Below are 22,058 nucleotides of genomic sequence, written 5' to 3'. Positions count from 1 at the left end.
CGGCGCCTCACCCCGGATTCGGTGCGAGGGCCTCGGTGATCCGCCGGGAGGCGCGGCGCGCCTCGGTCGCCGGGTCCGCGCCGCCGAGCACCCTGGTCATGTACTCCTTGATCGGGTTGTCGGCCTCGACCGCGGTCCACTGAGGAGTGGTGGGGGTCGCCCGGCCGTGCGCGGCACCGGCCGCCATGGCGGCGACCCCCTCCTCCCCGGCCACCGCGCCCGCCAGGGTCGCCTTGTTGGGGACGTAGTTCATGGTGCGGGCCAGCTCGGTGTCCCACTTGGCCCCGGCGAGCGCCCCGACGACGGCCGCCGCGTCGTACGGCCGGTCGGTGTTCTGCGGCACGACGAGGTCGGAGCCGCCGGTGAAGACGGTGCCGGGACGGGCGGCGGTCCTGCCGGGGACGGGGAAGTAGCCCAACTGGTCGGCGAGCGCCGGGTTCTGCTGCACGATGGCCTGGGCGAGTCCCGGCACGGCCACGATCTGCGCCACCTTGCCGTCCGCGAACACGCCCGCCTGGGGCGGATGTTCCTCGTCCGCACCGGCGGGTCCCCTGCCCAGCGCCTGCAACCGGCGGTAGAACTCCATGCCGCGCAGCGCGGCCGGGGTGTCCAGGGTGCCCTTCCAGCGTCCGTCCGTCTCCCTGGCGAGGTCGCCACCCTCGTCCCAGATGAATCCGGAGAGGGTGTACCAGTCCTGCCCGGCGAGGTAAATGCCCTGGCTGCCGCCGGAGTTGAGTTTCCGGGTGTCGGTGAGCCACTCCTCGCGGGTCTTCGGCGGCGCGTCGATGCCGGCCTTCTCGAACAGGTCCTTGCGGTAGATGACGACGCGGTTGGCCGCGTACCAGGGGATGCCGTACTGCTGGGTGTTGTCCCGTCCGGGCTCGGCGAGGCCGGGCAGCCAGTGCGACATCCCCCAGTCGCGCGCCGACTCCAGCGTCAGGTCGGTGAGCCGGCCGTCCTCGACGTACTGCGGGACCTGGGTGTTGCCGACCTCGATCACATCGGGGCCGTCCTTGGACTGCGCCTTCAGGGCCGCCTGCACCTTGTGCACGATGCCGGTCCACTGCTGGATGCGGATGTCGAGCCGGATGCTCTTGTGCGTACGCTCGAAGTCCTCGGTGAAGCGGCGCAGGAACTCCTTCGACGCGCTGTCCTTCATCAGCCACACCGTGACCGTGTGGCGCTCGCTCCCACCGCCCGGCAGGACACTGCAGCCCGTGGCGAGGGAGGCGGACACACAGACGAGGGCGAGCAGCCGACGGCGCACCGGTTCGTGTCTCACGAGGGGTCCTGTTCTGTCTGGCGGACAGGCGAAGGGGCCCGGCGTGGGGGGACGAGCGCGGGGCTCGCACGGGTGTGCAAGATTTTGGTATGGACCAATGCGGCGGTCAAGGGCTACCGGGGGTACGGCCGCGACGCCTCGCGCTCAGCCTCCATATACGGCACGGTGGAGTGACGCGTGACACACCCGTCACGGAGAGAGAGGAGCACCCGCATGACCAATCACACCTACCGGGTCACGGAAATCGTCGGCACCTCCCCCGACGGCGTCGACAAGGCCGTCCGCAACGGCATCGCCCGCGCCGCCCAGACCCTGCGCAATCTGGACTGGTTCGAGGTGACGCAGGTCAGGGGCCAGATCGCGAACGGGCAGATCGAGCACTGGCAGGTCGGCCTGAAGGTCGGCTTCCGCATCGAGGACGAGACCTGATCGGGCTCTGACGTGCCCGGCCGGTTCAGGTCCGCCCCTCCCGCTCCTGGGCGTCCTCCAGGGCGGCGGACCGGTCGGCCCAGCGCGCCCGTACGACGGTGAACCCGGCCCGTTCGGCGTCCTCGCACACCAGCTTGTCGTCGTCCACCAGGACACGGATCTCGCGGTCACGGGCGAGGCGCCGCAGGATCTCCAGCTTGGTGTAGCGGGCGCCCCTGCGGTCGGCGTCGCGCCGCATGAAGACACGTCCCTCGGGCAGCCCCTGGGCAGCCAGCCAGTCGGCCGTGTCGCGCCGGCACCGCTCGGGCCGCCCGGTGAGATACACGACCTCGCACTCCCGTGCACTCTCCAGCACCAGCGCCACTCCCTCGGCGAGCGGCGGATCCAGCGGCGCCGCGGCGAAGAAGCCCTCCCAGTCGCGCGGCTTGTCCTGGAGGAAACGCTGCCGGTGCGCGGTGTCGGCGAGCGTGTTGTCGAGGTCGAACACGGCGAGCGGGCGCTTATTGCTGTCAGTCACCCGGCCACCCTAATCAGCGGCGGCTCCCGGAACCCGGGCAGAGGGGCGGAAGGACCCTCCGGCAGACGGCGCCGAGCCGATGGATCATGCTTCTGCCATGCCTTTCGCCCTTCCCACCCCCCGTACGGCCCTGGTCGGCGCCGCCCGTCGGCGTCCCTGCACCCTCGTCGTGTGCCGAGGCTGCTGCTGCGGCGACCCGCGCAAGCACCCCGGCACGGACCACGCCGGGCAGCTCGACCGGCTGCGCTCGGCCGCGGCCGAACACGGCTTCCAGGTCCGTACGACCGACTGCCTGGGCCCCTGCGACCAGGCCAACGTCATCGTCGTACAGCCGTCGGCCGCGGGCCGCCGGGCCGGGGGCCGGCCCACCTGGATCGGCTTCGCCATGGACGACGACTGCACCCAGGAAGTCGTGGACTGGGCGGCGGCAGGCGGTCCCGGACTCGCGGAACCGCCGTTGACGCTGGAGTTGCAGTTCATCCGTCCACCGCGGGGCGCACGAGCCCGGTCGCGGCGCTGACCACGGCGGCCACCGTGAGGAATCCCGCGGGGGCTGCGGTGTTGTAGCTCGTATGAGCTCCGCGATCGCCTCGGCCCGCTTCTCCGTTCTCGACCGCTCCCGCACCCGGGAGGGTCATCCGCCCGCCGAGGCGCTGCGGGACACCGTCGCGCTGGCGCGGGAGCTGGAGGAGCTCGGGTATCACCGGTTCTGGGTCTCCGAACACCACGGCGTGCCCGGTGTCGCCGGGTCCGCCCCGACCGTGCTGGCCGCCGCGGTGGCCGCGGCCACGCACACGCTCCGGGTCGGCACCGGCGGAGTGATGCTGCCGAACCATCGACCGCTGGTCGTGGCCGAGCAGTTCGGGGTGCTGGAGTCGCTGTTCCCGGGGCGGATCGACATGGGTCTGGGCCGTTCGGTTGGCTTCACCGACGGGGTGCGCAGGGCGCTGGGGCGCGGCAAGGACGACGCGGAGGACTTCGCCGCGCAACTGGAGGAACTGCTGGGCTGGTTCGAGGGGACCTCCCCGACGGGGGTGCACGCGCGTCCGGCGGAGGGGCGGCGCGTGCCGCCGTTCGTGCTGGCCATGGGCGAGGGCACCGGGATCGCGGCCCGCGCCGGGCTGCCCATGGTGATCGGCGACCTCCGCAACCGCGAGAAGATGCTGCGCGGCATCGATCACTACCGCGCCCACTTCCGGCCCTCGCCCTGGGCGTCGCGGCCGTACGTCGTCGTCTCCGGCACGATCGCGGTGGCCGCCACGCCCGAGGAGGCCCGGCGCCTGCTCGTCCCGGAAGCCTGGTCCATGGCGTACTCGCGCACCCACGGCACGTTTCCGCCCCTGTCGCCCGCCGAGCGGATCGAGGCCCGCGCGATGACCGTGAAGGAGCGCGGCTTCTACGAGTCCGGCCTGACCGGGCACATCGCGGGCACCGAGGAGCAGGTGGCCGACGAGCTGGAAATGGTGTTGAAGGACACCGGCGCTCAGGAGATCCTCGTCACGACCAGCACGTACGACCGACCGGCGCTGCTGGACTCCTACCGGCGGCTCGCCGGGATCGTGAACCTGGAGAAGAACACCGAGTGAGCGCCACCTCCGCGCGGCTGTGGGCCGAGTACGCGAGGCAGATCCGCGGTGCCGCGCCCTCGGAGGGCCGCTGGGAGCCATGGGGCACTTGCGTCGAGCGGGACGGGCCGCTCGTGCGCGTCCACTACAGGCACGGCGCTGCTAGGCACGGTGCTGCGCCGCGACGGGCGACCGGCGGGCAATGTGTGGAGCTTCGGCCCCTGATCGCCCCGGTCGTGCCCGGGCGTCGTCCTCAGACGGCGGCCGCCTGATCCGTCCGGATCGCGATCGCTCCGTCGGCCGCGTCCACCACCGCCCGGTCGCCCGCGTTCAGTTGACCGGACAGGAGCAGGTCGGCGAGCCGGTCGTCGACCTCGCGCTGGATGGTGCGGCGCAGTGGGCGGGCCCCGAACTCCGGCTGGTGGCCGATGTTCGCGAGCAGATCGGCGGCCGCGTCGGTGACCTCCATCGAGACGTCCTGCGCGTGCAGCCGGCGCCGGGTGTGTTCCAGCAGCAGGTCGACGATCTGGCGCAGCTGGGTGCGGTCCAGGCCGCGGAAGACGATGATCTCGTCGATGCGGTTGAGGAACTCGGGCCGGAAGTGCCGGTTCAGGATCGGCATCACCGACTCGCGGACCTTCGTGTAGTCCTCCACACCGGACGACAGGATCCGGTCGGCGCCGATGTTCGAGGTCATGATCACGACGGTGTTCTTGAAGTCCACCGTGCGGCCCTGGGAGTCGGTGAGGCGGCCGTCGTCGAGCAGTTGCAGCAGGGTGTTGAAGACGTCCGGGTGCGCCTTCTCGACCTCGTCGAGCAGCAGGACGGCGTACGGCTGCCTGCGCACGGCCTCGGTGAGCTGGCCGGCCTCCTCGTGGCCGACGTATCCGGGAGGCGCCCCGACCAGCCGGGAGACGGTGTGCCGCTCCTGGAACTCGCTCATGTCCAGGCGGATCATGCGGTTCTCGTCACCGAAGAGGGCGGCGGCGAGCGCGCGGGCCAGTTCGGTCTTGCCGACGCCGGTGGGGCCGAGGAAGAGGAAGCTGCCGACGGGGCGGTTGGGGTCGCTCATGCCGGCGCGGGCGCGGCGGACGGCCCGGGCGACCGCGGTGATCGCCTCGTCCTGGCCGACGACCCGCTCGTGGAGGTGTTCCTCCAGCTTCATCAGCCGTTCGCGCTCCTCCTCGGTGAGCTGGGTGACGGGGATGCCGGTGGTGCGGGAGACGACCTCGGCGATGTCCTCGGCGGTGACCTTGGGCGCGTGCTCCTCGGCCCGGTCCGACCCGGCCAGTTGCTCCTCGGCGTCCTTGATCCGGTCGCGCAGTTCCTTGGCGCGCTCGTACTCCTCGTCGGCGACCGCCTGGTCCTTCTCCCGGTTGAGGGCGGCGATCCGGTCCTCGATGTCCCGGGTGTCCGACAGAGGTGTCTTCGACCGCAGCCGGACCCGGGCGGCGGCCTGGTCCATCAGGTCGATGGCCTTGTCGGGCAGGAAGCGGGAGGTGATGTAGCGGTCGGACAGCTCGGCGGCGGCGACGACCGCCTCGTCGGTGATGCGGACCTGATGGTGGGCCTCGTAGCGGTCGCGCAGGCCGCGGAGGATCTCGATGGTGTCGTCGACGGTGGGCTCGCCGACCAGGACGGGGGCGAAGCGGCGCTCCAGCGCGGCGTCCTTCTCGATGTGCCTGCGGTACTCGTCGACGGTCGTCGCGCCGATGAGGTGCAGTTCGCCGCGGGCCAGGGCGGGCTTGAGCATGTTGCCCGCGTCCAGAGCGCCCTCGCCGCCCCCGCCGGCGCCCACGACGGTGTGCAGCTCGTCGAGGAACAGCACCAGTTCGTCGCCGTGCTCACCGACCTCGTCGAGCAGTTTCTTCATCCGCTCCTCGAACTCGCCCCGGTACTTGGTCCCGGCCACCATCCCGGCCAGGTCCAGGGAGACGAGCCGCTTGCCCTCCAGGGTCTTGGGGACGTCGCCCGTTGCGATGCGCTGGGCGATGCCCTCGACGATGGCGGTCTTCCCGACGCCGGGGTCGCCGATGAGGACCGGGTTGTTCTTGCTGCGCCGGGAGAGCACCTCGATCGTCTGTTCGACCTCTTCGTCCCGTCCGATCACCGGGTCGAGACGCCCGGCCCGGGCGTCCTCGGTGAGGTCGCGGCCGTACTCGTCGATCGTCGGCGTGCTGCTGGGCTTGCGGCGCTCCGCCGCCCCCTCCGCGGGCATCCGGGTCGGCTCCCAGCCGCTGTCGGTGAGCTCCCGCGCGGCCACCGACTCCGGGTTCGCGGCGAGCGCCCGCAGCAGATGCTCGGGGCCGATGTAGGACGCGCCCTCGGCGCGGGAGATCTGGTAGGCGTCGAGCAGCGCACGCTTGGCGGCCGGGGTCAGCGTGGTGGGCTCGGACTTCTCGGCGCCGCCCGGGGCCGTGCCGAGCCGCTCCCGGATCCGGTCGGGGTCCGCGCCCGCCTCGGTCAGCAGGCGGCGGGTGGATTCGTGCTCGGTGGCGGCGGCCAGCAGGTGCCGTGCGTCGAGCTCCTCGCTGCCCTCCACGGCGGCGATGTCGCGTGCGTCCGCGACCAGTTCGCGGGCGCGCTCCGACAGCAGGCTGCCGATGTCGACCCGCTGCACCCGCCTGCCGGACGAGGCCGGGCCGGATCCACCGAAGAACCGATTCATGAGGTCGTCGAACTCTTCGAAGGGGCTGCGTCCGAAACCGAAACCGGAAGTAGTCATGGGAACGGGCCTTTCTGGTGCGCCAGGCATACCGCGCCTTCCAAGCTCGCACAGGGTGGGCACCCCCGCACGGGGACGGCCGCCGAGATGCGGACGGCGCCGCGGCCGACGAGGCTGGGAGACGGAACGTCTACCGGCTGAGAGGACCGTCATGTCCTTCATGGACAAGATCAAGGGCATGCTCAAGGGCCACGAAGACATGGCCTCCAAGGGCATCGACAAGGGCGGCGACCACGTCGACCAGAAGACCGGGAACAAGTACCAGTCCCAGGTCGACACCGCACAGCAGAAGATGAAGGACGAGCTCGGAGGCCACGAGCGGGACATCCCGCCGCACCCCTAGGGCAGCCCACTCCTGGGGGCGAGACGGGCGCCGGGCTAGAATCGCGGGGTTTGTCCCCGCCCGGCCCCCGTACGGAGTAACCCCGCATGCACAGCGCTCACGACCCGTACGTCCGTGTCCGCGGCGCCCGCGAGCACAACCTCAAGGGCGTCGACGTGGACATCCCGCGGGACGTGCTGGCCGTGTTCACCGGCGTGTCGGGCTCGGGGAAGTCGTCGCTGGCGTTCGGCACCATCTACGCGGAGGCACAGCGGCGCTACTTCGAGTCGGTGGCGCCCTATGCCCGCCGGCTGATCCACCAGGTGGGCGCGCCGAAAGTCGGGGAGATCACCGGGCTGCCGCCCGCGGTCTCGCTGCAGCAGCGCCGCTCCTCCCCGACCTCGCGCTCGTCGGTCGGCACGGTCACCAACCTCTCCAACTCGCTGCGCATGCTGTTCTCGCGGGCCGGCGACTACCCGCCGGGCGCCGAGCGGCTCGACTCCGACGCCTTCTCCCCCAACACGGCGGCCGGCGCCTGCCCCGAGTGCCACGGTCTCGGTCAAGTGCACCGTACGACCGAGGAGTTGCTGGTCCCCGACCCGTCGCTGTCGATCCGTGAGGGCGCGATCGCCGCCTGGCCGGGCGCCTGGCAGGGCAAGAACCTGCGCGACATCCTCGACGCCCTCGGCCACGACGTGGACCGGCCCTGGCGCGAGCTGCCGGCCGAGCAGCGGCAGTGGATCCTCTTCACGGACGAGCAGCCGGTCGTCACGGTGCATCCGGTGCGGGACGCCGACCGCATCCAACGGCCGTACCAGGGCACGTACATGAGTGCCCACCGGTACGTCATGAAGACGTTCTCCGACTCCAAGAGCGCGTCCCTGCGGGCGAAGGCGGAGCGCTTCCTCACCAGCGCGCCGTGTCCGGTGTGCGGCGGCAGCAGACTGCGGCCCCGGGCGCTGGCGGTGACCTTCGCGGGCCGTACGATCGCGGAACTGGCCGCGCTGCCGCTCGCCGAGCTGGCCGGGCTGCTCGAGGGCACCTCGCAGACCGCGCGTGTTCTCACCGAGGACCTCAAGTCCCGTATCGCGCCGGTCGTCGAGCTCGGCCTCGGCTACCTCAGCCTCGACCGCGCCACGCCGACCCTCTCGGCGGGTGAGCTGCAACGGCTGCGGCTGGCCACCCAGTTGCGGTCCGGACTGTTCGGTGTGGTGTACGTGCTCGACGAGCCGTCGGCCGGTCTGCACCCGGCGGACACCGAGGCCCTCCTCACGGTCCTGGCCCGGCTGAAGGCAGCGGGCAACTCGGTGTTCGTGGTGGAGCACCATCTGGACGTGATGCGCGGCGCCGATTGGCTGGTGGACGTGGGCCCGCGCGCGGGCGAGCACGGCGGGCAGGTGCTGCACAGCGGGCCGGTGACGGCGCTGGCGGGGGTCGACGGATCGGCGACGGCCCGCTTCCTCTTCGGCCGCTCCCCGGCGCCGGTGCGTCAAGTCCGCGGTCCGCAGGGCTGGTTGAAGGTCGGTCCGGTGACCCGGCACAACCTGCGCGGGGTGACGGCCGAGTTTCCGCTCGGCGTGTTCACCGCGGTCACGGGTGTCTCGGGCTCCGGGAAGTCCACGCTCATCGGCGAGATCACCGAGGAGGCGGCCGGGGTCGGCCGGCTGGTGTCGGTCGACCAGAGGCCGATCGGACGCACCCCGCGCTCCAACCTCGCCACGTACACGGGTCTGTTCGATGTCGTACGGAAGGTCTTCGCGGCCACCGACGACGCTCGCGAACGGGGCTACGGCGTGGGGCGGTTCTCCTTCAACGTGGCGGGCGGGCGCTGCGAGACCTGCCAGGGCGAGGGGTTCGTGAGCGTCGAGCTGCTCTTCCTGCCGAGCACCTACGCGCCGTGCCCGGACTGCGGCGGGGCGCGCTACAACCCCGAGACGCTCGACGTGACGTACCGGGAACGGAACATCGCCCAGGTGCTGGACCTGACCGTGGAGAGTGCGGCGGAGTTCTTCGCGGACACCCCGGCCGTGGCCCGCAGCCTGGGCACGCTGCTCGACGTGGGGCTCGGCTATCTGCGGCTCGGGCAGCCCGCCACCGAGCTGTCCGGCGGGGAGGCCCAGCGCATCAAGCTGGCGAGCGAACTCCAGCGCGCCCGGCGAGGTCACGCCCTCTACCTCCTCGACGAGCCGACGACCGGGCTCCACCCGGCCGACGTCGAGGTGCTGATGCGCCAGCTGCACGGCCTGGTCGACGCCGGGCACACGGTCGTGGTCGTCGAGCACGACATGACGGTCGTCGCGGGCGCGGACTGGGTGATCGACCTGGGACCGGGCGGCGGCGACGCGGGCGGCCGGATCGTGGCGACGGGCTCACCGGGCGCGGTGGCGCAAGCGCCGGGGAGCGCGACGGCGCCCTATCTGCGGCGGGCACTCCCCGAGTGATCTTCGTGCGCGCTCCAGAGCCTCCCGGGAGCCCGGGAGCACCGCCTCCGACCCCGAACCCGGGCGGACCGCACCACGAGAACGATCACTGGTCCCCTGCTCGCAAGGCACCAGGCCCACACGGGTCCAGACGAGGGTCCAGGCATGGCGGGTCCGGCCGACGAGTGCCGGGGAGCGCAACCGTTCCCCGAGTGATCTTCAGGCGCGCTCCAGAGCCTCCCGGGAGCCCGGGAGCACCGCCTCCGACCCCGAACCCGGGCGGACCGCACCACGAGAACGATCACTGATCGCCCGGTCACGGGTCACCAGGGCCGCATGGGTCCAGGCAGGCCCGTGCGTGGCCGGTTCCGCGGCGCGGGCGAGGGTGCGGCGGTCGGGGTGGGTGCCCGGCGGTATCACCGGCAGCACCTCCACCTCGGCCACCAGACCACGCGCCGACACCACCCGCCACACCGAGGCGAACAGGGTGTCCTCGCCCACGAACGCGGGCGCGGTACTGGCCGCGCCACCGGCGATCCGGTAGTGCAGCCGCACCGGCTGGACGGGGACCCCGGCGTCGAGCGCGGCCTGGAAGACGGCCCGGTGGAAGCGGCCCTGGGCGCGGCCGCACCAGGTGCTGCCCTCCGGGAAGGCGACCACGGCGGCGCCGCCTTGCAGGGCGTCGGCGATACGGGCGACGGTCTGCGGGAGCGCCCGCAGCCGGTCGCGCTCGATGAACAGGGCCCCGCCGCGTGCCACCAGTGCCCCGGCCACCGGCCAATGCCGTATCTCCGTCTTGGCGAGCATCCGCGCCGGACGCACGGCGCCCAGCAGAGGGATGTCCAGCCAGGAGATGTGGTTGGCCACCATGAGGAGTCCGCCGGTGGGTGCGGCGGCGCCGGTGAGGCGGACCCGGACCCCGGCGGCCCGCACGATCGCCCGGCACCACCGCCTGACCAGCCCGGCGGGGATCCTCCCGCCGAGCGGGGCCAGCACGATCCCGGTCAGGACCAGGAGCGTGACCCCCGTCAGCCGCAGCACGGCACGCGGTACGGCCGTCGCGGACCCCGTCGGCTCCACACACGCCCCCGGGGTGCAGGGCGCGCTCGGCAGCCAGACGCTCATCAGGCCGGCACGAGCGAGAGGAAGTGCCGCAGATAGCGCGGGTTGACCCGGCGCATCGACAGCAGCACGTACAGGTCGGCCACCCCGAAGTCCGGGTCGTGCGCGGGCTCGGCGCAGACCCAGGCGCCGAGGCGCAGATAGCCGCGCAGGAGGGCGGGCAGTTCGGTGCGCGCGGCCTGGGCCGGGACCTCGCCGTCCGGGACCCAGGGCAGCAGCGGCCGTACCCGGAACTCCTCCGGAGCCAGGTGCTTGGTGCGCACCCGCTCCCAGGTGGCGGAAGCCAGGGCGCCGCCGTCGGCGAGCGGGATGGAGCAGCAGCCCGCCAGCCACTCGTGGCCGCGGTCGACCATGTAGCGGGCGATTCCGGCCCAGATCAGGCCGATGACCGTGCCGTCGCGATGGTCGGGGTGCACACAGGAGCGGCCGACCTCGACCAGGCCGGGCCGGATCGTGTCGAGCCCGGCCAGGTCGAACTCGCCTTCCGAGTACAGCCGGCCGGCGACCGCGGCCCGCTCCGGCGGCAGCAGCCGGTAGGTGCCGACGACCTGCCCGGTCGCGGTGTCACGCACGAGCAGGTGGTCGCAGTACGCGTCGAAGGCGTCGATGTCGTATCCGGGCTGCGGGCTCGACAGCAGGGCGCCCATCTCCCCGGCGAACACGTCGTGCCGCAGCCGCTGCGCGGCACGCACGTCGGCCTCGTCACGGGCGAGGGTGACGGTGTAGCGGGTGGGGGCCGCGGGCTGCGGGGGACGGTCGAGGGTGGAAACGCCGGTCATGGCTCTCTCCTGGTCACGGGCCGGTTCGGCGGGGGAAGCGGGCGGACCGGATGCGTACGGGCCGCCGCTCCTGTTCTTCCGATGCCGGTTGGCCTGCGCGTGACCTGTGCCAGGAGAGTGGATGTGGGGATGTTGAACGCCGGGGTTACCGACCGGTCAGCCGTCCTTGGTCACGCACCCGGCGAGCAGTCGCCCGGCCTCCTCCGGGTCGAGCACCCGCTCCAGGACGAGGTCGCCCGTCATGTTCGGGAAGAACCGGCCGGAGGGCCAGCTCCGCTCGTAGGGCGGGGGGTCGAGGACGAGCAGCCGTACTCCGTCGACGACGGGGATGTCGCTGGGCGTCCCCTCGTTCCACACCCACTCCCCAGTGGGGGTGACGAGGTTGAAGGAGCCGGTGGTGTGCACCTGCCCGGGCTGGTCCCGGCACACGGCCGCCTCCTGGACGGACGGGGCGCGGCCGGGCACATGGCCGCCGCCGACGAGGACATCGGCGAGCAGGGTGTGCAGCTGGAAGTTGTCGCCGATGCCGCCCATGCGCAGTGCGTAGCCGGTGCCGGTGGGCCGGTGCAGCACGATCAGTGGCTCGTCGAGGACCAGCAGGGCGTACGTCAGGCACTTGAAGCTGTGCCCGGACGCCTCCGCGACGGACTCCACGGCCCGCAGCAGCCGGGCGCGCAGGGCTCCGTCGAGCGCGGTGCGCACGGCCGCGTGGCTGAGCACGGCGACGGAGGCCATCTCCCACTGGGGCAGTGTCAGCCAGGCGAGGGCCTGCTCCGGCCCGACCCGGTCGAAGAGGGCGGGGTCGGGCTCGCCGCCGTCCGGGTCGGGGAAGTCCCCTCCGCCGGTCTCCGCCCAGCGCTCGCAGAACTCACCGACCGCGGCCAGCGTCTCGGCGAGCTCCGCGAAGACGTACGGTGCGCAGGGCACCGCGTCGGCGCCGCGCTCCACGCAGGCGCCGACCATCACGGCTATGGTGCCGCGGGGTCCCGGAGGCACCTCGGGCAGCAGCGCGGCGAGCCGCGGCGCGGCCTTGCCGACCTCCTGCTCCCCCGCCTCCCCGATGCTCCGGTACAGCTCTCCGAACGCGCGCTCCGAACGGTCCACGTCCCGCTCGCGCACAGCGGCCTCGAAGTCCGTGACGGCCTCGAGGAACCGCTCCCTCCCGTTGTTCTCGAAGATCATGCGCGCAGCCTATCGATGGCCGGGTACCTGGCGGGACCGGGGATGAGCACCACTCCCGGCCCCGCCCGTCCGCACCCGGTCGGCGAACGATCAACGGCCCTACCGCTTGGCCGCCTTGCGGGTGGCCCGCAGCCACTCCTTGTTCATGTTCGTGATGGACATCAGCGGGATGCCCTTGGGGCAGGCGGTGGCGCACTCGCCGGTGAGCGTGCAGCCGCCGAACCCCTCCTCGTCCATCTGCGCCACCATGTCCAGCACCCGGGTCTCCCGCTCGGGCGCCCCTTGCGGCAGGACGTTGAGGTGGTTGACCTTGGCGGAGGTGAACAGCATCGCCGCGCCGTTGGGGCACGCGGCCACGCACGCCCCGCATCCGATGCACTCCGCGTGCTCGAAGGCGAAGTCGGCGTCCGGCTTGGGCACCGGCGTGGCGTGGGCCTCGGGGGCGGCACCGGTCGGCGCGGTGATGTAACCGCCCGCCTGGATGATCCGGTCGAACGCGGACCGGTCCACGACCAGGTCCTTGATCACCGGGAAGGCGGACGCCCGCCACGGCTCGACGTCGATCGTGTCGCCGTCCTTGAAGGACCGCATGTGCAACTGGCAGGTGGTGGTGCGCTCCGGGCCGTGCGCGTCGCCGTTGATGACGAGCGAGCAGGCGCCGCAGATGCCTTCGCGACAGTCGTGGTCGAAGGCGACCGGGTCCTCGCCCTTGAGGATGAGTTCCTCGTTGAGCGTGTCGAGCATCTCCAGGAAGGACATGTCCGAGGAGATGCCGTCCACCTCGTACGTGGACATGGCGCCTTCGGCGTCGGCGTTCTTCTGCCGCCAGACGCGCAGGTTGAGCTTCATGCGTAGCTCCGCTGGGTGGGGTGGACGTACTCGAAGACCAGGTCTTCCTTGTGCAGGGCAGGGGCCTCGCCCGTACCCGTGAACTCCCAGGCGGCCGCGTAGGAGAACTCCTCGTCCCTGCGGGCGGCTTCACCGTCGGGTGTCTGGGACTCCTCGCGGAAGTGGCCGCCGCAGGACTCGGCGCGGTGCAGCGCGTCGAGGCACATCAGCTCGGCGAGCTCCAGGTAGTCGACGATGCGGTTCGCCTTCTCCAGGGACTGGTTGAGCTCCTCGCCCGTTCCCGGAACCTTGATGCGCCGCCAGAACTCCTCGCGGATCTGCGGGATGCGCTCAAGGGCCTTGCGCAGACCGGCGTCCGTGCGCGCCATGCCGCAGAACTCCCACATCAGTTCGCCGACTTCGCGGTGGAAGGAGTCGGGGGTGCGGTCGCCGTCGACGGAGAGGAGCAGGTTGAGCCGGTCCTGCGTCTGGGCCAGCACCTCCTGCACGACGGGGTGTCCGACCGTCACCGCCTCCTGGTGGGGGTTGCGGGCGAGGTAGTCGTTGATGGTGGCCGGCAGCACGAAGTAGCCGTCGGCCAGGCCCTGCATCAGCGCGGACGCGCCGAGCCGGTTGGCGCCGTGGTCGGAGAAGTTGGCCTCGCCGATGGCGAACAGGCCGGGGACGGTGGTCTGCAGGTCGTAGTCGACCCAGAGGCCGCCCATCGTGTAGTGCACGGCGGGGTAGATGCGCATCGGCACCTCGTACGGATCCTCGTCCGTGATCCGCTGGTACATGTCGAAGAGGTTGCCGTACTTGGCCTCGACGGCCTTGCGGCCCATCCGTTCGATCGCGTCCGCGAAGTCCAGATACACGCCCTGCCCGCCGGGGCCCACTCCCCTGCCCTCGTCGCAGACGTTCTTCGCGGCGCGGGAGGCGATGTCGCGCGGGACCAGGTTGCCGAAGGACGGGTAGATGCGCTCCAGGTAGTAGTCGCGCTCGTCCTCGGGGATCAGGTTCGGCGGCCGGGTGTCGCCCTTGGCCTTGGGTACCCAGATCCGGCCGTCGTTGCGCAGCGATTCGCTCATCAGGGTGAGCTTGGACTGGTGGTCGCCGGTGCGCGGGATGCAGGTGGGGTGGATCTGGGTGAAGCAGGGGTTGGCGAAGTACGCGCCGCGCCGGTGGGCCCGCCAGATCGCGGTGGCGTTGGAGTTCATGGCGTTCGTCGACAGATAGAAGACGTTGCCGTAGCCGCCGCTGGCGAGCACGACGGCATCCGCGAAGTAGGTGTCGATACGGCCCGTGATCAGGTCCCGCGCCACGATCCCGCGCGCCCGTCCGTCGATGACGATGAGGTCGAGCATCTCGGTGCGCGGGTGCATTTCCACGTTCCCGGCCGCAATCTGCCGCGACAGCGCCTGGTAGGCGCCGAGGAGGAGCTGCTGGCCCGTCTGGCCGCGGGCGTAGAACGTGCGCGAGACCTGGACGCCGCCGAAGGAGCGGGTGTCGAGCAGACCGCCGTACTCGCGCGCGAAGGGCACGCCCTGCGCCACGCACTGGTCGATGATCTCGACGGAGATCTGCGCCAGCCGGTGGACGTTGGACTCCCGTGCCCTGAAGTCGCCGCCCTTGACGGTGTCGTAGAACAGCCGGTGCACGGAGTCGCCGTCGTTGCGGTAGTTCTTGGCCGCGTTGATGCCGCCCTGTGCCGCGATGGAGTGGGCGCGGCGCGGGGAGTCCTGGTAGCAGAACTGGACGACGCGGTAGCCCTGTTCGGCGAGGGTGGCGCCGGCGGAGCCGCCGGCGAGGCCGGTGCCGACGACGATCACCGTGTGCTTGCGGCGGTTGGCGGGGTTGACCAGCTTGGCCTCGAAACGGCGCTTGTCCCAGCGCTCGTTGACCGGGCCGGAGGGTGCCTTGGCGTCGACGACGGGCGCGCCGGTCTCGTAGTTCGCGTAGGTTGTCATGTCAGCTCACCACTCCGGTCATGACGCCCACGGGTACGGCGATGAAGCCGGCCGTGAGCAGCAGCGCCAGTACGTTGGCGACGGTCTTCAGGGCGCGGTCGCGGGCGCGGCTGCCGACGCCGAGGGTCTGTGCGGCGCTCCAGAAGCCGTGCCGGATGTGCAGGCCGAGCGCGAGCATCGCGACGATGTAGATGACGTTGCCGTACCAGGTGGAGAAGGTGTCCACGACGTTCTGGTACGGGTGGCCCTCCTGGAAGCCGCCGGAGTGCACGGTGCCGGTGGTCAGGTCCAGGATGTGCCAGACGATGAACAGGCCGAGGATGATCCCGCCCCAGCGCATGGTGCGCGTGGCGTAGCTCGCCCGGGGCCTCTTGTGCACGTACTTGCTGGGGCGCGCCCTGATGTCACGGCGGCTGAGCTGGTAGGCGGACGTGGCGTGGGCCACCACGGCGACGACCAGGACGACGCGGATGAGCCACAGCGTCCACTCGTAGTGCATGAACGGTTCACCGACCGTGCGCAGCCAGTGGGCGTAGTGATTGAACTCGCCCGCCCCGAAGTAGATCTTCAGGTTCCCGATCATGTGCGCCACCAGATACAGCAGCATGATCAGGCCGCTGACCGCCATCACGGTCTTCTTGCCGACGGTGGAGTCCCACACAGTGCGTGCCATGGACGGCCGTCGGTCCGTCCGCGTTGCCAGAGCCATGGGTCAGAACGCTAGGGCCGAAGGTCCCGATCGGTCCAAGACATGGTCCGGCTTGTTTCCATAGGCTGGGGCTATTCTGAAACCATGCAGTTCCAGCAGCTCCAGTACTTCGTGGCGGTCGCCGAGACCCGGCACTTCACCCGGGCCGCCGAGCTGGTCCATGTCGCGCAGCCGTCCCTGTCCCAGCAGATCAAGGCGCTGGAGCGGGAGCTGGGTGCGGATCTGTTCCTGCGGGCGCGCGGCAACATCACCCTGACCGACGCGGGCGAGGCACTGCTGCCGCTGGCCCGCCGGATCCTGGCCGACGCCGACACCGCCCGGCACGAGGTGCAGGAGCTGGTGCAGCTGCGCAGTGGCCGGGTCCGCCTGGGCGCCACCCCGAGCCTGTGCACCGGCCTGCTCCCGGACGTGCTGCGGGCCTTCCACGACCGCTATCCCGGCATCCGGCTGCTGATCGAGGAGGGCGGCTCCCACGACCTCGTACGGGAGCTCGCGCGCGGCGCCCTCGACCTCGCCCTGATCGTGCTCCCGCTGCCGCCCGCCTCACCCGCCCTCACCACGGTGGAACTGCTGCGGGAGGACCTGGTGGTGGTGTCGTCACCGGAGGCGCCCGCACCGGGCCGGGGCGAGCCGGCCGTGCGCATCGCCGACCTGGAGGGCGAGCGTCTCGTGATGTTCCGGCACGGGTACGACCTGCGCGAGCTCACGGTGAGCGCGTGCCGCTCCGCGGGGTTCGAGCCGGACTTCGCCGTGGAGGGAGGTGAGATGGACGCGGTGCTGGGGTTCGTGCGGGCGGGGCTGGGCGTGGCCGTCGTACCGCGGATGGTTGCCACTCGGGCCGGGCGGGGGCTGCGGGTCACTCCGCTCGCCCGGCCGGGACTGCACCGCGCGATCGCGCTGGCCCACCGCAGCGATGTGGCTCCGCCTCGGGCGGCGCGTGAGTTGCAGCGGATGTTGCTCGAGCGGTGAGGGTGCTTTGTGCCCGGTTGCTTGTGCCCTGGTAGCACCGTTCGGGCGTGCGGGTGTGTCGTGGCTTGTCGCGCAGTTCCCCGCGCCCCTCGGGGGAACTGCGCCGCCCGTGCTTCAAAGGCTCAGCCCGTTGCGTCCACCAGTGCCAGTTCGTGGAGGCGTTCCGGTGGGCCCGGGCGGGCGTAGTACCAGCCCTGGGCCGTGTCGCAGCCCAGGATGCGCAGTTGCTCGGCCTGGGCGCCCGTCTCCACGCCCTCCACGGTGACCGCGAGGTCGAGGCTGTGGGCCAGAGAAACGATCCCCTCGACGATCTTGAGGTCGACGGGGTCGGCCGGGAACCGCTGCATGCTCTGGGTGAAGGAGCGGTCCAGCTTCAGGATGCTCACCGGCAGACGACGCAGGTTGGCCAGGTTGGAGTAGCCGGTGCCGAAGTCGTCGAGGGCGATGTCGACGCCCATCTCGGCGAGCCTGCGCAGCGGTTTGAGCAGATCGTCGTCGGCACCGATGAGGGCGGACTCGGTGACCTCCAGGCACAGCGAGTCCGGCGCGACGCCCGCGCGTTCGAGGATCTCCACGGTGTCCTGCACCAGACCGGGGTGGGTGAGCTGGCACGGCGAGAGGTTGACGTTGATGCGCAGCGGTCCGTCGGCCGCCCGATCGTGTCTTTCCCGCCACTCGCGGGCCTGGCGGACGGACTCCTCCAGCACCCAGCGGCCCAACGGCACGATCAGGCCCGTGTGCTCGGCGAGCGGGATGAACCGGTCGGGGCCGAGGACGCCGTGCTGCGGGTGCAGCCAGCGCACCAGGGCCTCGGCGCCGCGCACGCTGCCGTCGCCGAGGTGGACCAGCGGCTGGTACTCGATGAAGAACTCGCCCCGGTCCAGGGCCGCGGGAAGCGCGGTGGTCAGGCCGTGCCGGGTGATGGCACGCGCGTCGGCCTCCGGGTCGGCGAGCTCCGAGCGGTTGCCGCCCGCCGACTTGGCCCGGTACATGGTGATGTCGGCGCTGCGCAGCACCTCCGCGGGGGTGCGCTCGCCCGCCGGACCCTCGACGATGCCGATGCTGCCGCGGACCAGGAGTTCGCGGCCGTCGATGCTGATCGGGGTGACGAGCGCGTGCATGATGCGTTCGGCGAGCTCGTCCACCTCGGCCTCGGTGCCGGGGCCGGTGGTCAGCGCCACGAACTCGTCGCCGCCGAGCCGCGCCACCATCTCGCCGGGCGCGGTCGCGCAGGACTGGAGCCGGTCGGCGACCTCGACGAGCAGCCGGTCGCCTGCCGCGTGACCGAGGCTGTCGTTGATGGTCTTGAAGCCGTCGAGGTCGAGGTAGCACAGGCCGAAGCGCTGGCCCTCGCCCGCGGCCAGGGCCTTTTCCAGACGTTCGAAGAACAGGGTGCGGTTGGGCAGACCGGTCAGCGCGTCGTGGGTGGCCTCGTAGCGCAGCCGCAGGTTGAGCAGCCGGCGCTCGGTGGTGTCCTCCATCAGGGCGAGCTGGTACTGCGGACTGCCGTCGGCGTCCCTGAGCAGGGAGACCGTGAGATTGGTCCACAGGACCGTTCCGTCGGGCCGGTTGAAGGCCTTCTCGACGTGGTAGTGCTCGCGGTCGCCGCGCACCAGCTCGTCGTAGAGCTTCCAGGTCTGGGGCGCGTCCTCGGGGTGGGTCCACTCCATGACGTTACGGCCGCGCACGGACTGCTCGGAGCCGCCGAACATTCGCAGCAGCGCCCCGTTGACCTGGAGGACGTTGCCGTCGAGGTCGGCGATGCCGATGCCTATGGCGGCACCCTCGAACACCGCGCGGAACCGGGCCTCGCTGGCGTGCAGCGCCTGGGCGACCACGCCCTGGGCCTGCAACGCCGCCTGGGCGATGGCCTCCTGCTCGGCCAGGGTCCGTTCACGCAGCGCCTGCGCGAACCCGGCGGCCATGGAGTGCTGAACCCGCGAGGAGCGCATCCGCATCTCGTCCTGGGGGCCGTCCTCGCCGCAGTAGAGCACCAGGTAGGCGTCGACACAGTCCAGGGTGCGGGTGAGCGCTTCGGGGTCGGTGCAGTGCGCCTCGATCAGCGCCGCGCCGACCGCCCTGGCCTCGTCCGCGTCGAAGCTGCGTGCCCGCAGCGCGTCGCTCAACCGACGTGCGAGCGGCAGGAGTTGCTCTTCGAACTCCGGCCGGGTCAGCGACGTGGAGGTGACGGGGAAGACGGCCCTGCTCCAGATCGTCGCGAACCGGCGCAATCTGCCTTCCGGCCCGTCCGGCTCCGCGGTCACGCCGTGCGCCCCACGCCGGCGAAACCGGAGAAGGCGTAGGGATCCTCGTCCTGCGGCGCCGTCTGAGGCCGCCAGTGAGGCATCGGCACCAGCCCCGGTTCCACCATGTCGTACCCCTCGAAGAACCGCGCGATCTCGTCGCGCGAACGCATGATCAGCGGGTTGCGAATGTCCCTGTATACGTCCACCGCACCCTCCGCCCGCTCCGGTGGCAGCGGGATTCCCTCGTACGAGGCATGCGTGAGGATCAGCAGGCTGCCGGGCGCGAGCGCCTCTCGCAGCTCGGCCATCGCACTGTACGGGTCGTCCGCGTCTTCCACGAAGTGCAGTATGGCAACGAGAAGCAGCGCCACTGGCCGATTCAGGTCGATCAGACGCTCCACTTCGGGGCTCGAGAGGATCTCCTGGGGCTTGCGGAGGTCCGCGGCGACGACATCCGCGCGCTCGTTGCCCGCCAGGACCGCCTGGCTGTGCGCCACGGCCACCGGATCGTGGTCGACGTACACGACCCGGGCGCCGGGCCGGGCCGTCTGGGCCACCTCGTGGACATTGCCGAAGGTCGGGATGCCCGAGCCGATGTCGAGGAACTGGTCGATGCCCTCGTCGGCCGCGAAGCGCACGGCCCGGCGCATGAACGCCCGGTTCGCCTGCATGATCTTCGGGAGGCCCGGCATGAACTCCATGGCCTTGCGGGCCGCCTCGCGGTCGACCTCGAAATTGTGCGATCCGCCCAGGTAGTAGTCGTAGATACGCGAAACGCTCGGCACCGAGATGTCGATGCTTCGTGGGGCCCAGGCGGGACGCTCCATGTATCTCTCCAAGGCGTAGGCGACAGGTCAGGCGATCCGGTGTTCGAGCTGAGGCTACTGATCGCCCGCCAAAGGAGCGACCCGAACCGGAAATTGACCGTCCGTTCCCGGTCACTGCCTGCGGCAACGCCGAGCTGCGCTTTGGGGGTGTTCGGCCCGTCGGTCGGGTGCGGGCGGTTCGTGGTCAGTCGCCCCGTTCCCCCCGTCTCCGCGGGGCGCGCGGCCCCGCGCCCACGCAAAGAGGTCCGCCCCCTCCGTGCGGTGCGAAGGGGGCGGACCTGTGGTCGTGCGCCGATTGTCGTGCGTCCGGCACTCTCGCTCGTCCTCGTCCCTCCCTTCCGCGGTGGTCCGATACGACATGGGCGAGGCGATCAACCCTGGGGAGGTGATCTTTACTTCGACGCGCCGACCAGCTTTCCTTCGGGCGAGACGGCGTACCACGTGCCGCCGACACCCTGGCCGTTGGTGTCCCCGGGGGCCTTGTCACCGGAGAAGGTGTAGATCGGCCAGCAGTTGACCGTCATCTGCTTGACGCCGTTGTCGGGCCGGGTAAAGCCCATCAGGCCCTTCTTCTTGACGCCCTTGGTGTCGTCCGCGCTGACCTCCGCGACGGCCGGCCACTTCTGCAGGCAGGCTCCGGTGCAGTTCGAGACGGACTTGGGCCACGCCTTGTCCTTGATGAAGCGGTAGACCGTCATGCCGTTCTTGTCGACGACGATGTCGCCGAGCTTGGCGTCCTTGCGGACGGACAGACCGGGCAGATCGGAGAGGGTCGCCTTCTTGCCGTTGGGGGCGAGCGCGAACCACTTGCCGCCCACGCCCTGGCCGTTGACGTCACCGGCGTTGACGTCCTTGGCGTAGCGGTACGCCGGCCAGCCGCCGATGGTCAGCTGCTTGGTGCCGTCGGAGCGGGTGACCTCACCGAGGAGCGACTTGTCGATGCCCTCTCCGGCCGCGGCGTCGTCCGCGGGAACCGGCGGCCAGGTCGTGGCGCAGTCGCCGTCGCAGTTCGACTTGGGGGGATTGGCGGTGTCCGCGTCGAACCGGTAGAGGGTGAGACCGGAACCGTCGGTCAGCACCTTGCCCAGGTCCGGGTTGGTGGCCACGGACAGCTTGCCCGCGGGGGCCGCCGGGCTCGGGGAACTCGAACTCTGGCTGCCGTCGGCGCCGTAGCCGTTTCCGGCGCCGGTACCCGCACCGGCGGTGGCGCTGCCGTAACCGCCCGCCGCGGCCGTCGCACCGACGTTCTGGGCCGCCGACGACGGAGTGGTGGCATTGTCCTGACCGCACGCCGTCGTGAGCATAAGCACCGATGCGGCCGTCGCCACAAGTGAGGCGCTCCGCCAGGAGGTCTTCATCGTCAACTCCCCATAATCGCCTGGATATTGCAGCGCCTCTGCGCCGCCGCACGACATTGGGTACGGACGGAGGCGGGCGTTGTGTTCAACCGGCGCACAAATTTCTTTCCGGACGCTGTGACACACCCCGCCGCACACCGCACGCGCGTGCGCCTCACCGGGCCGCCTCGCCCCGCCGTTCAAACCGCCGTACGGCGCCGGTCCCCCCTTCGGGGCAATCCCCGGGCACGGCGGTGTGGGACGGTGTTCCGCTGCCCATGATCTCCGTCGTGCAAGGACCCGAACGGACCCGACTCGCGCCCACCCCAAGGGTGTTGGCCGTGCTGGCGCTGACGTGGACCCTCGCCGGCTGCCCGGCGGGGCCGGCGGCGGCCGACGCCTGCGCGTACGCCTCGACCGGCCCGGACGGCATGGTCGCGGTGGCCGTCGCCGGGAGCCGCTCCTGGCCCACGCCGCCCGCCTGCCCGTCGCCCACTCCCACGCCGACACCCACCCCGGCTCCGCCGAGGCCGACGCCCACCCCGCGTCCGACGCCGCCACCGCCACCGAAGCCCACGCCGAAGCCGCCGCCCGCCCCCGAGCCGCCCCCGCTCCGGCCGGCGTTCGTCCCCACCCCGACGCCCACTCCGCCGCCGAGGCCCAAGCCGAAGCCCACCCCGCACCCCTCGCCCACACCGGTGAAGTACCCGCACTACCGGCCCAAGCCGACCGGCGGGACGACGCACGGGCGTACGTCCCCGGTCACCTACGTCCTGCTCATCACCGTCCCCGCGGTGGTCGCCGTCGCCGCGCTGCGTCCGCGCTGACACGT

The 22,058-nt window shown here is 71.4% G+C and carries 19 protein-coding genes; 7 read left to right on the top strand and 12 right to left on the bottom strand.

Translation table 11 applies throughout. The annotated features are described in order from the left end of the window. Positions 1–7: 7 nt before the first annotated feature. On the bottom strand, positions 8–1,267 hold the full coding sequence (locus tag Q8A52_RS11355; protein WP_316751028.1) for an extracellular solute-binding protein: 1,260 nt from the start codon (positions 1,265–1,267) through the stop codon (positions 8–10). 228 nt (positions 1,268–1,495) lie between these two features. Between Q8A52_RS11355 and Q8A52_RS11350 the strand changes: the two genes are divergently transcribed. Beyond that, positions 1,496–1,711: a dodecin gene (locus Q8A52_RS11350; protein WP_316750684.1), complete on the top strand. Its 216-nt coding sequence runs from the start codon at positions 1,496–1,498 to the stop codon at positions 1,709–1,711. A 25-nt stretch (positions 1,712–1,736) separates the two neighbouring features. On the opposite strand, the gene Q8A52_RS11345 is transcribed toward Q8A52_RS11350, so the two are convergent. Next, a complete protein-coding gene (locus Q8A52_RS11345; RefSeq protein WP_316750682.1) occupies positions 1,737–2,228 on the bottom strand; it encodes a phosphatase domain-containing protein in 492 nt (163 codons plus the stop codon). Between the two features lie 97 nt (positions 2,229–2,325). Here Q8A52_RS11345 and Q8A52_RS11340 point away from each other — a divergent pair, with 97 nt between their 5' ends. Both Q8A52_RS11340 and Q8A52_RS11335 read left to right on the top strand, forming a co-directional pair. After that, on the top strand, positions 2,326–2,748 hold the full coding sequence (locus Q8A52_RS11340) for a (2Fe-2S) ferredoxin domain-containing protein (RefSeq protein WP_316750680.1): 423 nt from the start codon (positions 2,326–2,328) through the stop codon (positions 2,746–2,748). Positions 2,749–2,800: 52 nt separating this feature from the next. After that, complete coding sequence (locus tag Q8A52_RS11335; protein WP_316750678.1) at positions 2,801–3,814, top strand: LLM class flavin-dependent oxidoreductase; 1,014 nt, start codon at positions 2,801–2,803, stop codon at positions 3,812–3,814. Positions 3,815–4,046: 232 nt separating this feature from the next. On the opposite strand, the gene Q8A52_RS11330 is transcribed toward Q8A52_RS11335, so the two are convergent. After that, entirely contained in the window at positions 4,047–6,518 is a 2,472-nt protein-coding gene (locus Q8A52_RS11330; RefSeq protein WP_316750677.1) for an ATP-dependent Clp protease ATP-binding subunit, read from the bottom strand. A gap of 151 nt (positions 6,519–6,669) precedes the next feature. Between Q8A52_RS11330 and Q8A52_RS11325 the strand changes: the two genes are divergently transcribed. Beyond that, positions 6,670–6,861, top strand: coding sequence for an antitoxin (locus Q8A52_RS11325; RefSeq protein WP_316750675.1), 192 nt, complete (start codon positions 6,670–6,672; stop codon positions 6,859–6,861). Positions 6,862–6,947: 86 nt separating this feature from the next. Then, positions 6,948–9,281, top strand: coding sequence for an excinuclease ABC subunit UvrA (locus tag Q8A52_RS11320; RefSeq protein WP_316750673.1), 2,334 nt, complete (start codon positions 6,948–6,950; stop codon positions 9,279–9,281). A gap of 198 nt (positions 9,282–9,479) precedes the next feature. On the opposite strand, the gene Q8A52_RS11315 is transcribed toward Q8A52_RS11320, so the two are convergent. The 6 genes from Q8A52_RS11315 to Q8A52_RS11290 all read right to left on the bottom strand — a co-directional run bounded on the left by Q8A52_RS11315 (position 9,480) and on the right by Q8A52_RS11290 (position 15,811). Continuing rightward, the gene (locus tag Q8A52_RS11315; RefSeq protein ID WP_316750671.1) at positions 9,480–10,385 is read right to left on the bottom strand and encodes a lysophospholipid acyltransferase family protein; all 906 of its coding nucleotides are present in this window, start codon (positions 10,383–10,385) and stop codon (positions 9,480–9,482) included. Continuing rightward, positions 10,385–11,161, bottom strand: coding sequence for a GNAT family N-acetyltransferase (locus Q8A52_RS11310; protein WP_316750669.1), 777 nt, complete (start codon positions 11,159–11,161; stop codon positions 10,385–10,387). The genes Q8A52_RS11315 and Q8A52_RS11310 overlap by 1 nt, the downstream gene beginning before the upstream one ends. 156 nt (positions 11,162–11,317) lie before the next feature. After that, positions 11,318–12,343, bottom strand: a complete 1,026-nt coding sequence (locus tag Q8A52_RS11305) for a hypothetical protein (protein ID WP_316750667.1) — start codon at positions 12,341–12,343, stop codon at positions 11,318–11,320. A 99-nt stretch (positions 12,344–12,442) separates the two neighbouring features. After that, positions 12,443–13,192, bottom strand: coding sequence for a succinate dehydrogenase/fumarate reductase iron-sulfur subunit (locus Q8A52_RS11300; protein WP_316750666.1), 750 nt, complete (start codon positions 13,190–13,192; stop codon positions 12,443–12,445). Next, positions 13,189–15,138 (bottom strand): fumarate reductase/succinate dehydrogenase flavoprotein subunit, encoded by a 1,950-nt coding sequence (locus Q8A52_RS11295; RefSeq protein WP_316750664.1) that lies wholly within the window; start codon positions 15,136–15,138, stop codon positions 13,189–13,191. The genes Q8A52_RS11300 and Q8A52_RS11295 overlap by 4 nt, the downstream gene beginning before the upstream one ends. 1 nt (position 15,139) lies before the next feature. Then, positions 15,140–15,811 carry a succinate dehydrogenase gene (locus Q8A52_RS11290; protein ID WP_316750663.1) on the bottom strand — a complete coding sequence of 224 codons (672 nt, stop codon included), beginning with the start codon at positions 15,809–15,811 and terminating at the stop codon, positions 15,140–15,142. 120 nt (positions 15,812–15,931) lie between these two features. Between Q8A52_RS11290 and Q8A52_RS11285 the strand changes: the two genes are divergently transcribed. After that, positions 15,932–16,816, top strand: a complete 885-nt coding sequence (locus Q8A52_RS11285) for a LysR family transcriptional regulator (RefSeq protein ID WP_316750661.1) — start codon at positions 15,932–15,934, stop codon at positions 16,814–16,816. Between the two features lie 122 nt (positions 16,817–16,938). Here Q8A52_RS11285 and Q8A52_RS11280 read toward each other — a convergent pair whose 3' ends face one another. The 3 genes from Q8A52_RS11280 to Q8A52_RS11270 form a co-directional block, all read right to left on the bottom strand. Beyond that, positions 16,939–19,080, bottom strand: coding sequence for a putative bifunctional diguanylate cyclase/phosphodiesterase (locus Q8A52_RS11280; protein WP_316750659.1), 2,142 nt, complete (start codon positions 19,078–19,080; stop codon positions 16,939–16,941). Beyond that, a complete protein-coding gene (locus Q8A52_RS11275; RefSeq protein ID WP_316750656.1) occupies positions 19,077–19,889 on the bottom strand; it encodes an SAM-dependent methyltransferase in 813 nt (270 codons plus the stop codon). The genes Q8A52_RS11280 and Q8A52_RS11275 overlap by 4 nt, the downstream gene beginning before the upstream one ends. A gap of 392 nt (positions 19,890–20,281) precedes the next feature. After that, positions 20,282–21,247 (bottom strand): SCO0930 family lipoprotein, encoded by a 966-nt coding sequence (locus Q8A52_RS11270; RefSeq protein ID WP_316750654.1) that lies wholly within the window; start codon positions 21,245–21,247, stop codon positions 20,282–20,284. 320 nt (positions 21,248–21,567) lie between these two features. Between Q8A52_RS11270 and Q8A52_RS11265 the strand changes: the two genes are divergently transcribed. After that, entirely contained in the window at positions 21,568–22,053 is a 486-nt protein-coding gene (locus Q8A52_RS11265; protein WP_316750652.1) for a hypothetical protein, read from the top strand. Positions 22,054–22,058: the final 5 nt, after the last annotated feature.

Source organism: Streptomyces herbicida (genome assembly GCF_032656585.1).
Taxonomy (GTDB): Bacteria; Actinomycetota; Actinomycetes; order Streptomycetales; family Streptomycetaceae; genus Streptomyces; species Streptomyces herbicida.
This window is presented reverse-complemented; position numbering and strand designations above follow the sequence as displayed.

Excerpts from the sequence above, each read along its gene's own strand:
- Q8A52_RS11350 (WP_316750684.1), top strand. The coding sequence starts at position 1,496 with ATGACCAATCACACCTACCGGGTCACGGAAATCGTCGGCACCTCCCCC.
- Q8A52_RS11340 (WP_316750680.1), top strand. The coding sequence starts at position 2,326 with ATGCCTTTCGCCCTTCCCACCCCCCGTACGGCCCTGGTCGGCGCCGCC.
- Q8A52_RS11335 (WP_316750678.1), top strand. The coding sequence starts at position 2,801 with ATGAGCTCCGCGATCGCCTCGGCCCGCTTCTCCGTTCTCGACCGCTCC.
- Q8A52_RS11330 (WP_316750677.1), bottom strand. The coding sequence starts at position 6,518 with ATGACTACTTCCGGTTTCGGTTTCGGACGCAGCCCCTTCGAAGAGTTC.
- Q8A52_RS11325 (WP_316750675.1), top strand. The coding sequence starts at position 6,670 with ATGTCCTTCATGGACAAGATCAAGGGCATGCTCAAGGGCCACGAAGAC.
- Q8A52_RS11320 (WP_316750673.1), top strand. The coding sequence starts at position 6,948 with ATGCACAGCGCTCACGACCCGTACGTCCGTGTCCGCGGCGCCCGCGAG.
- Q8A52_RS11315 (WP_316750671.1), bottom strand. The coding sequence starts at position 10,385 with ATGAGCGTCTGGCTGCCGAGCGCGCCCTGCACCCCGGGGGCGTGTGTG.
- Q8A52_RS11310 (WP_316750669.1), bottom strand. The coding sequence starts at position 11,161 with ATGACCGGCGTTTCCACCCTCGACCGTCCCCCGCAGCCCGCGGCCCCC.
- Q8A52_RS11305 (WP_316750667.1), bottom strand. The coding sequence starts at position 12,343 with ATGATCTTCGAGAACAACGGGAGGGAGCGGTTCCTCGAGGCCGTCACG.
- Q8A52_RS11300 (WP_316750666.1), bottom strand. The coding sequence starts at position 13,192 with ATGAAGCTCAACCTGCGCGTCTGGCGGCAGAAGAACGCCGACGCCGAA.
- Q8A52_RS11295 (WP_316750664.1), bottom strand. The coding sequence starts at position 15,138 with ATGACAACCTACGCGAACTACGAGACCGGCGCGCCCGTCGTCGACGCC.
- Q8A52_RS11290 (WP_316750663.1), bottom strand. The coding sequence starts at position 15,811 with ATGGCACGCACTGTGTGGGACTCCACCGTCGGCAAGAAGACCGTGATG.
- Q8A52_RS11285 (WP_316750661.1), top strand. The coding sequence starts at position 15,932 with ATGCAGTTCCAGCAGCTCCAGTACTTCGTGGCGGTCGCCGAGACCCGG.
- Q8A52_RS11275 (WP_316750656.1), bottom strand. The coding sequence starts at position 19,889 with ATGGAGCGTCCCGCCTGGGCCCCACGAAGCATCGACATCTCGGTGCCG.
- Q8A52_RS11270 (WP_316750654.1), bottom strand. The coding sequence starts at position 21,247 with ATGAAGACCTCCTGGCGGAGCGCCTCACTTGTGGCGACGGCCGCATCG.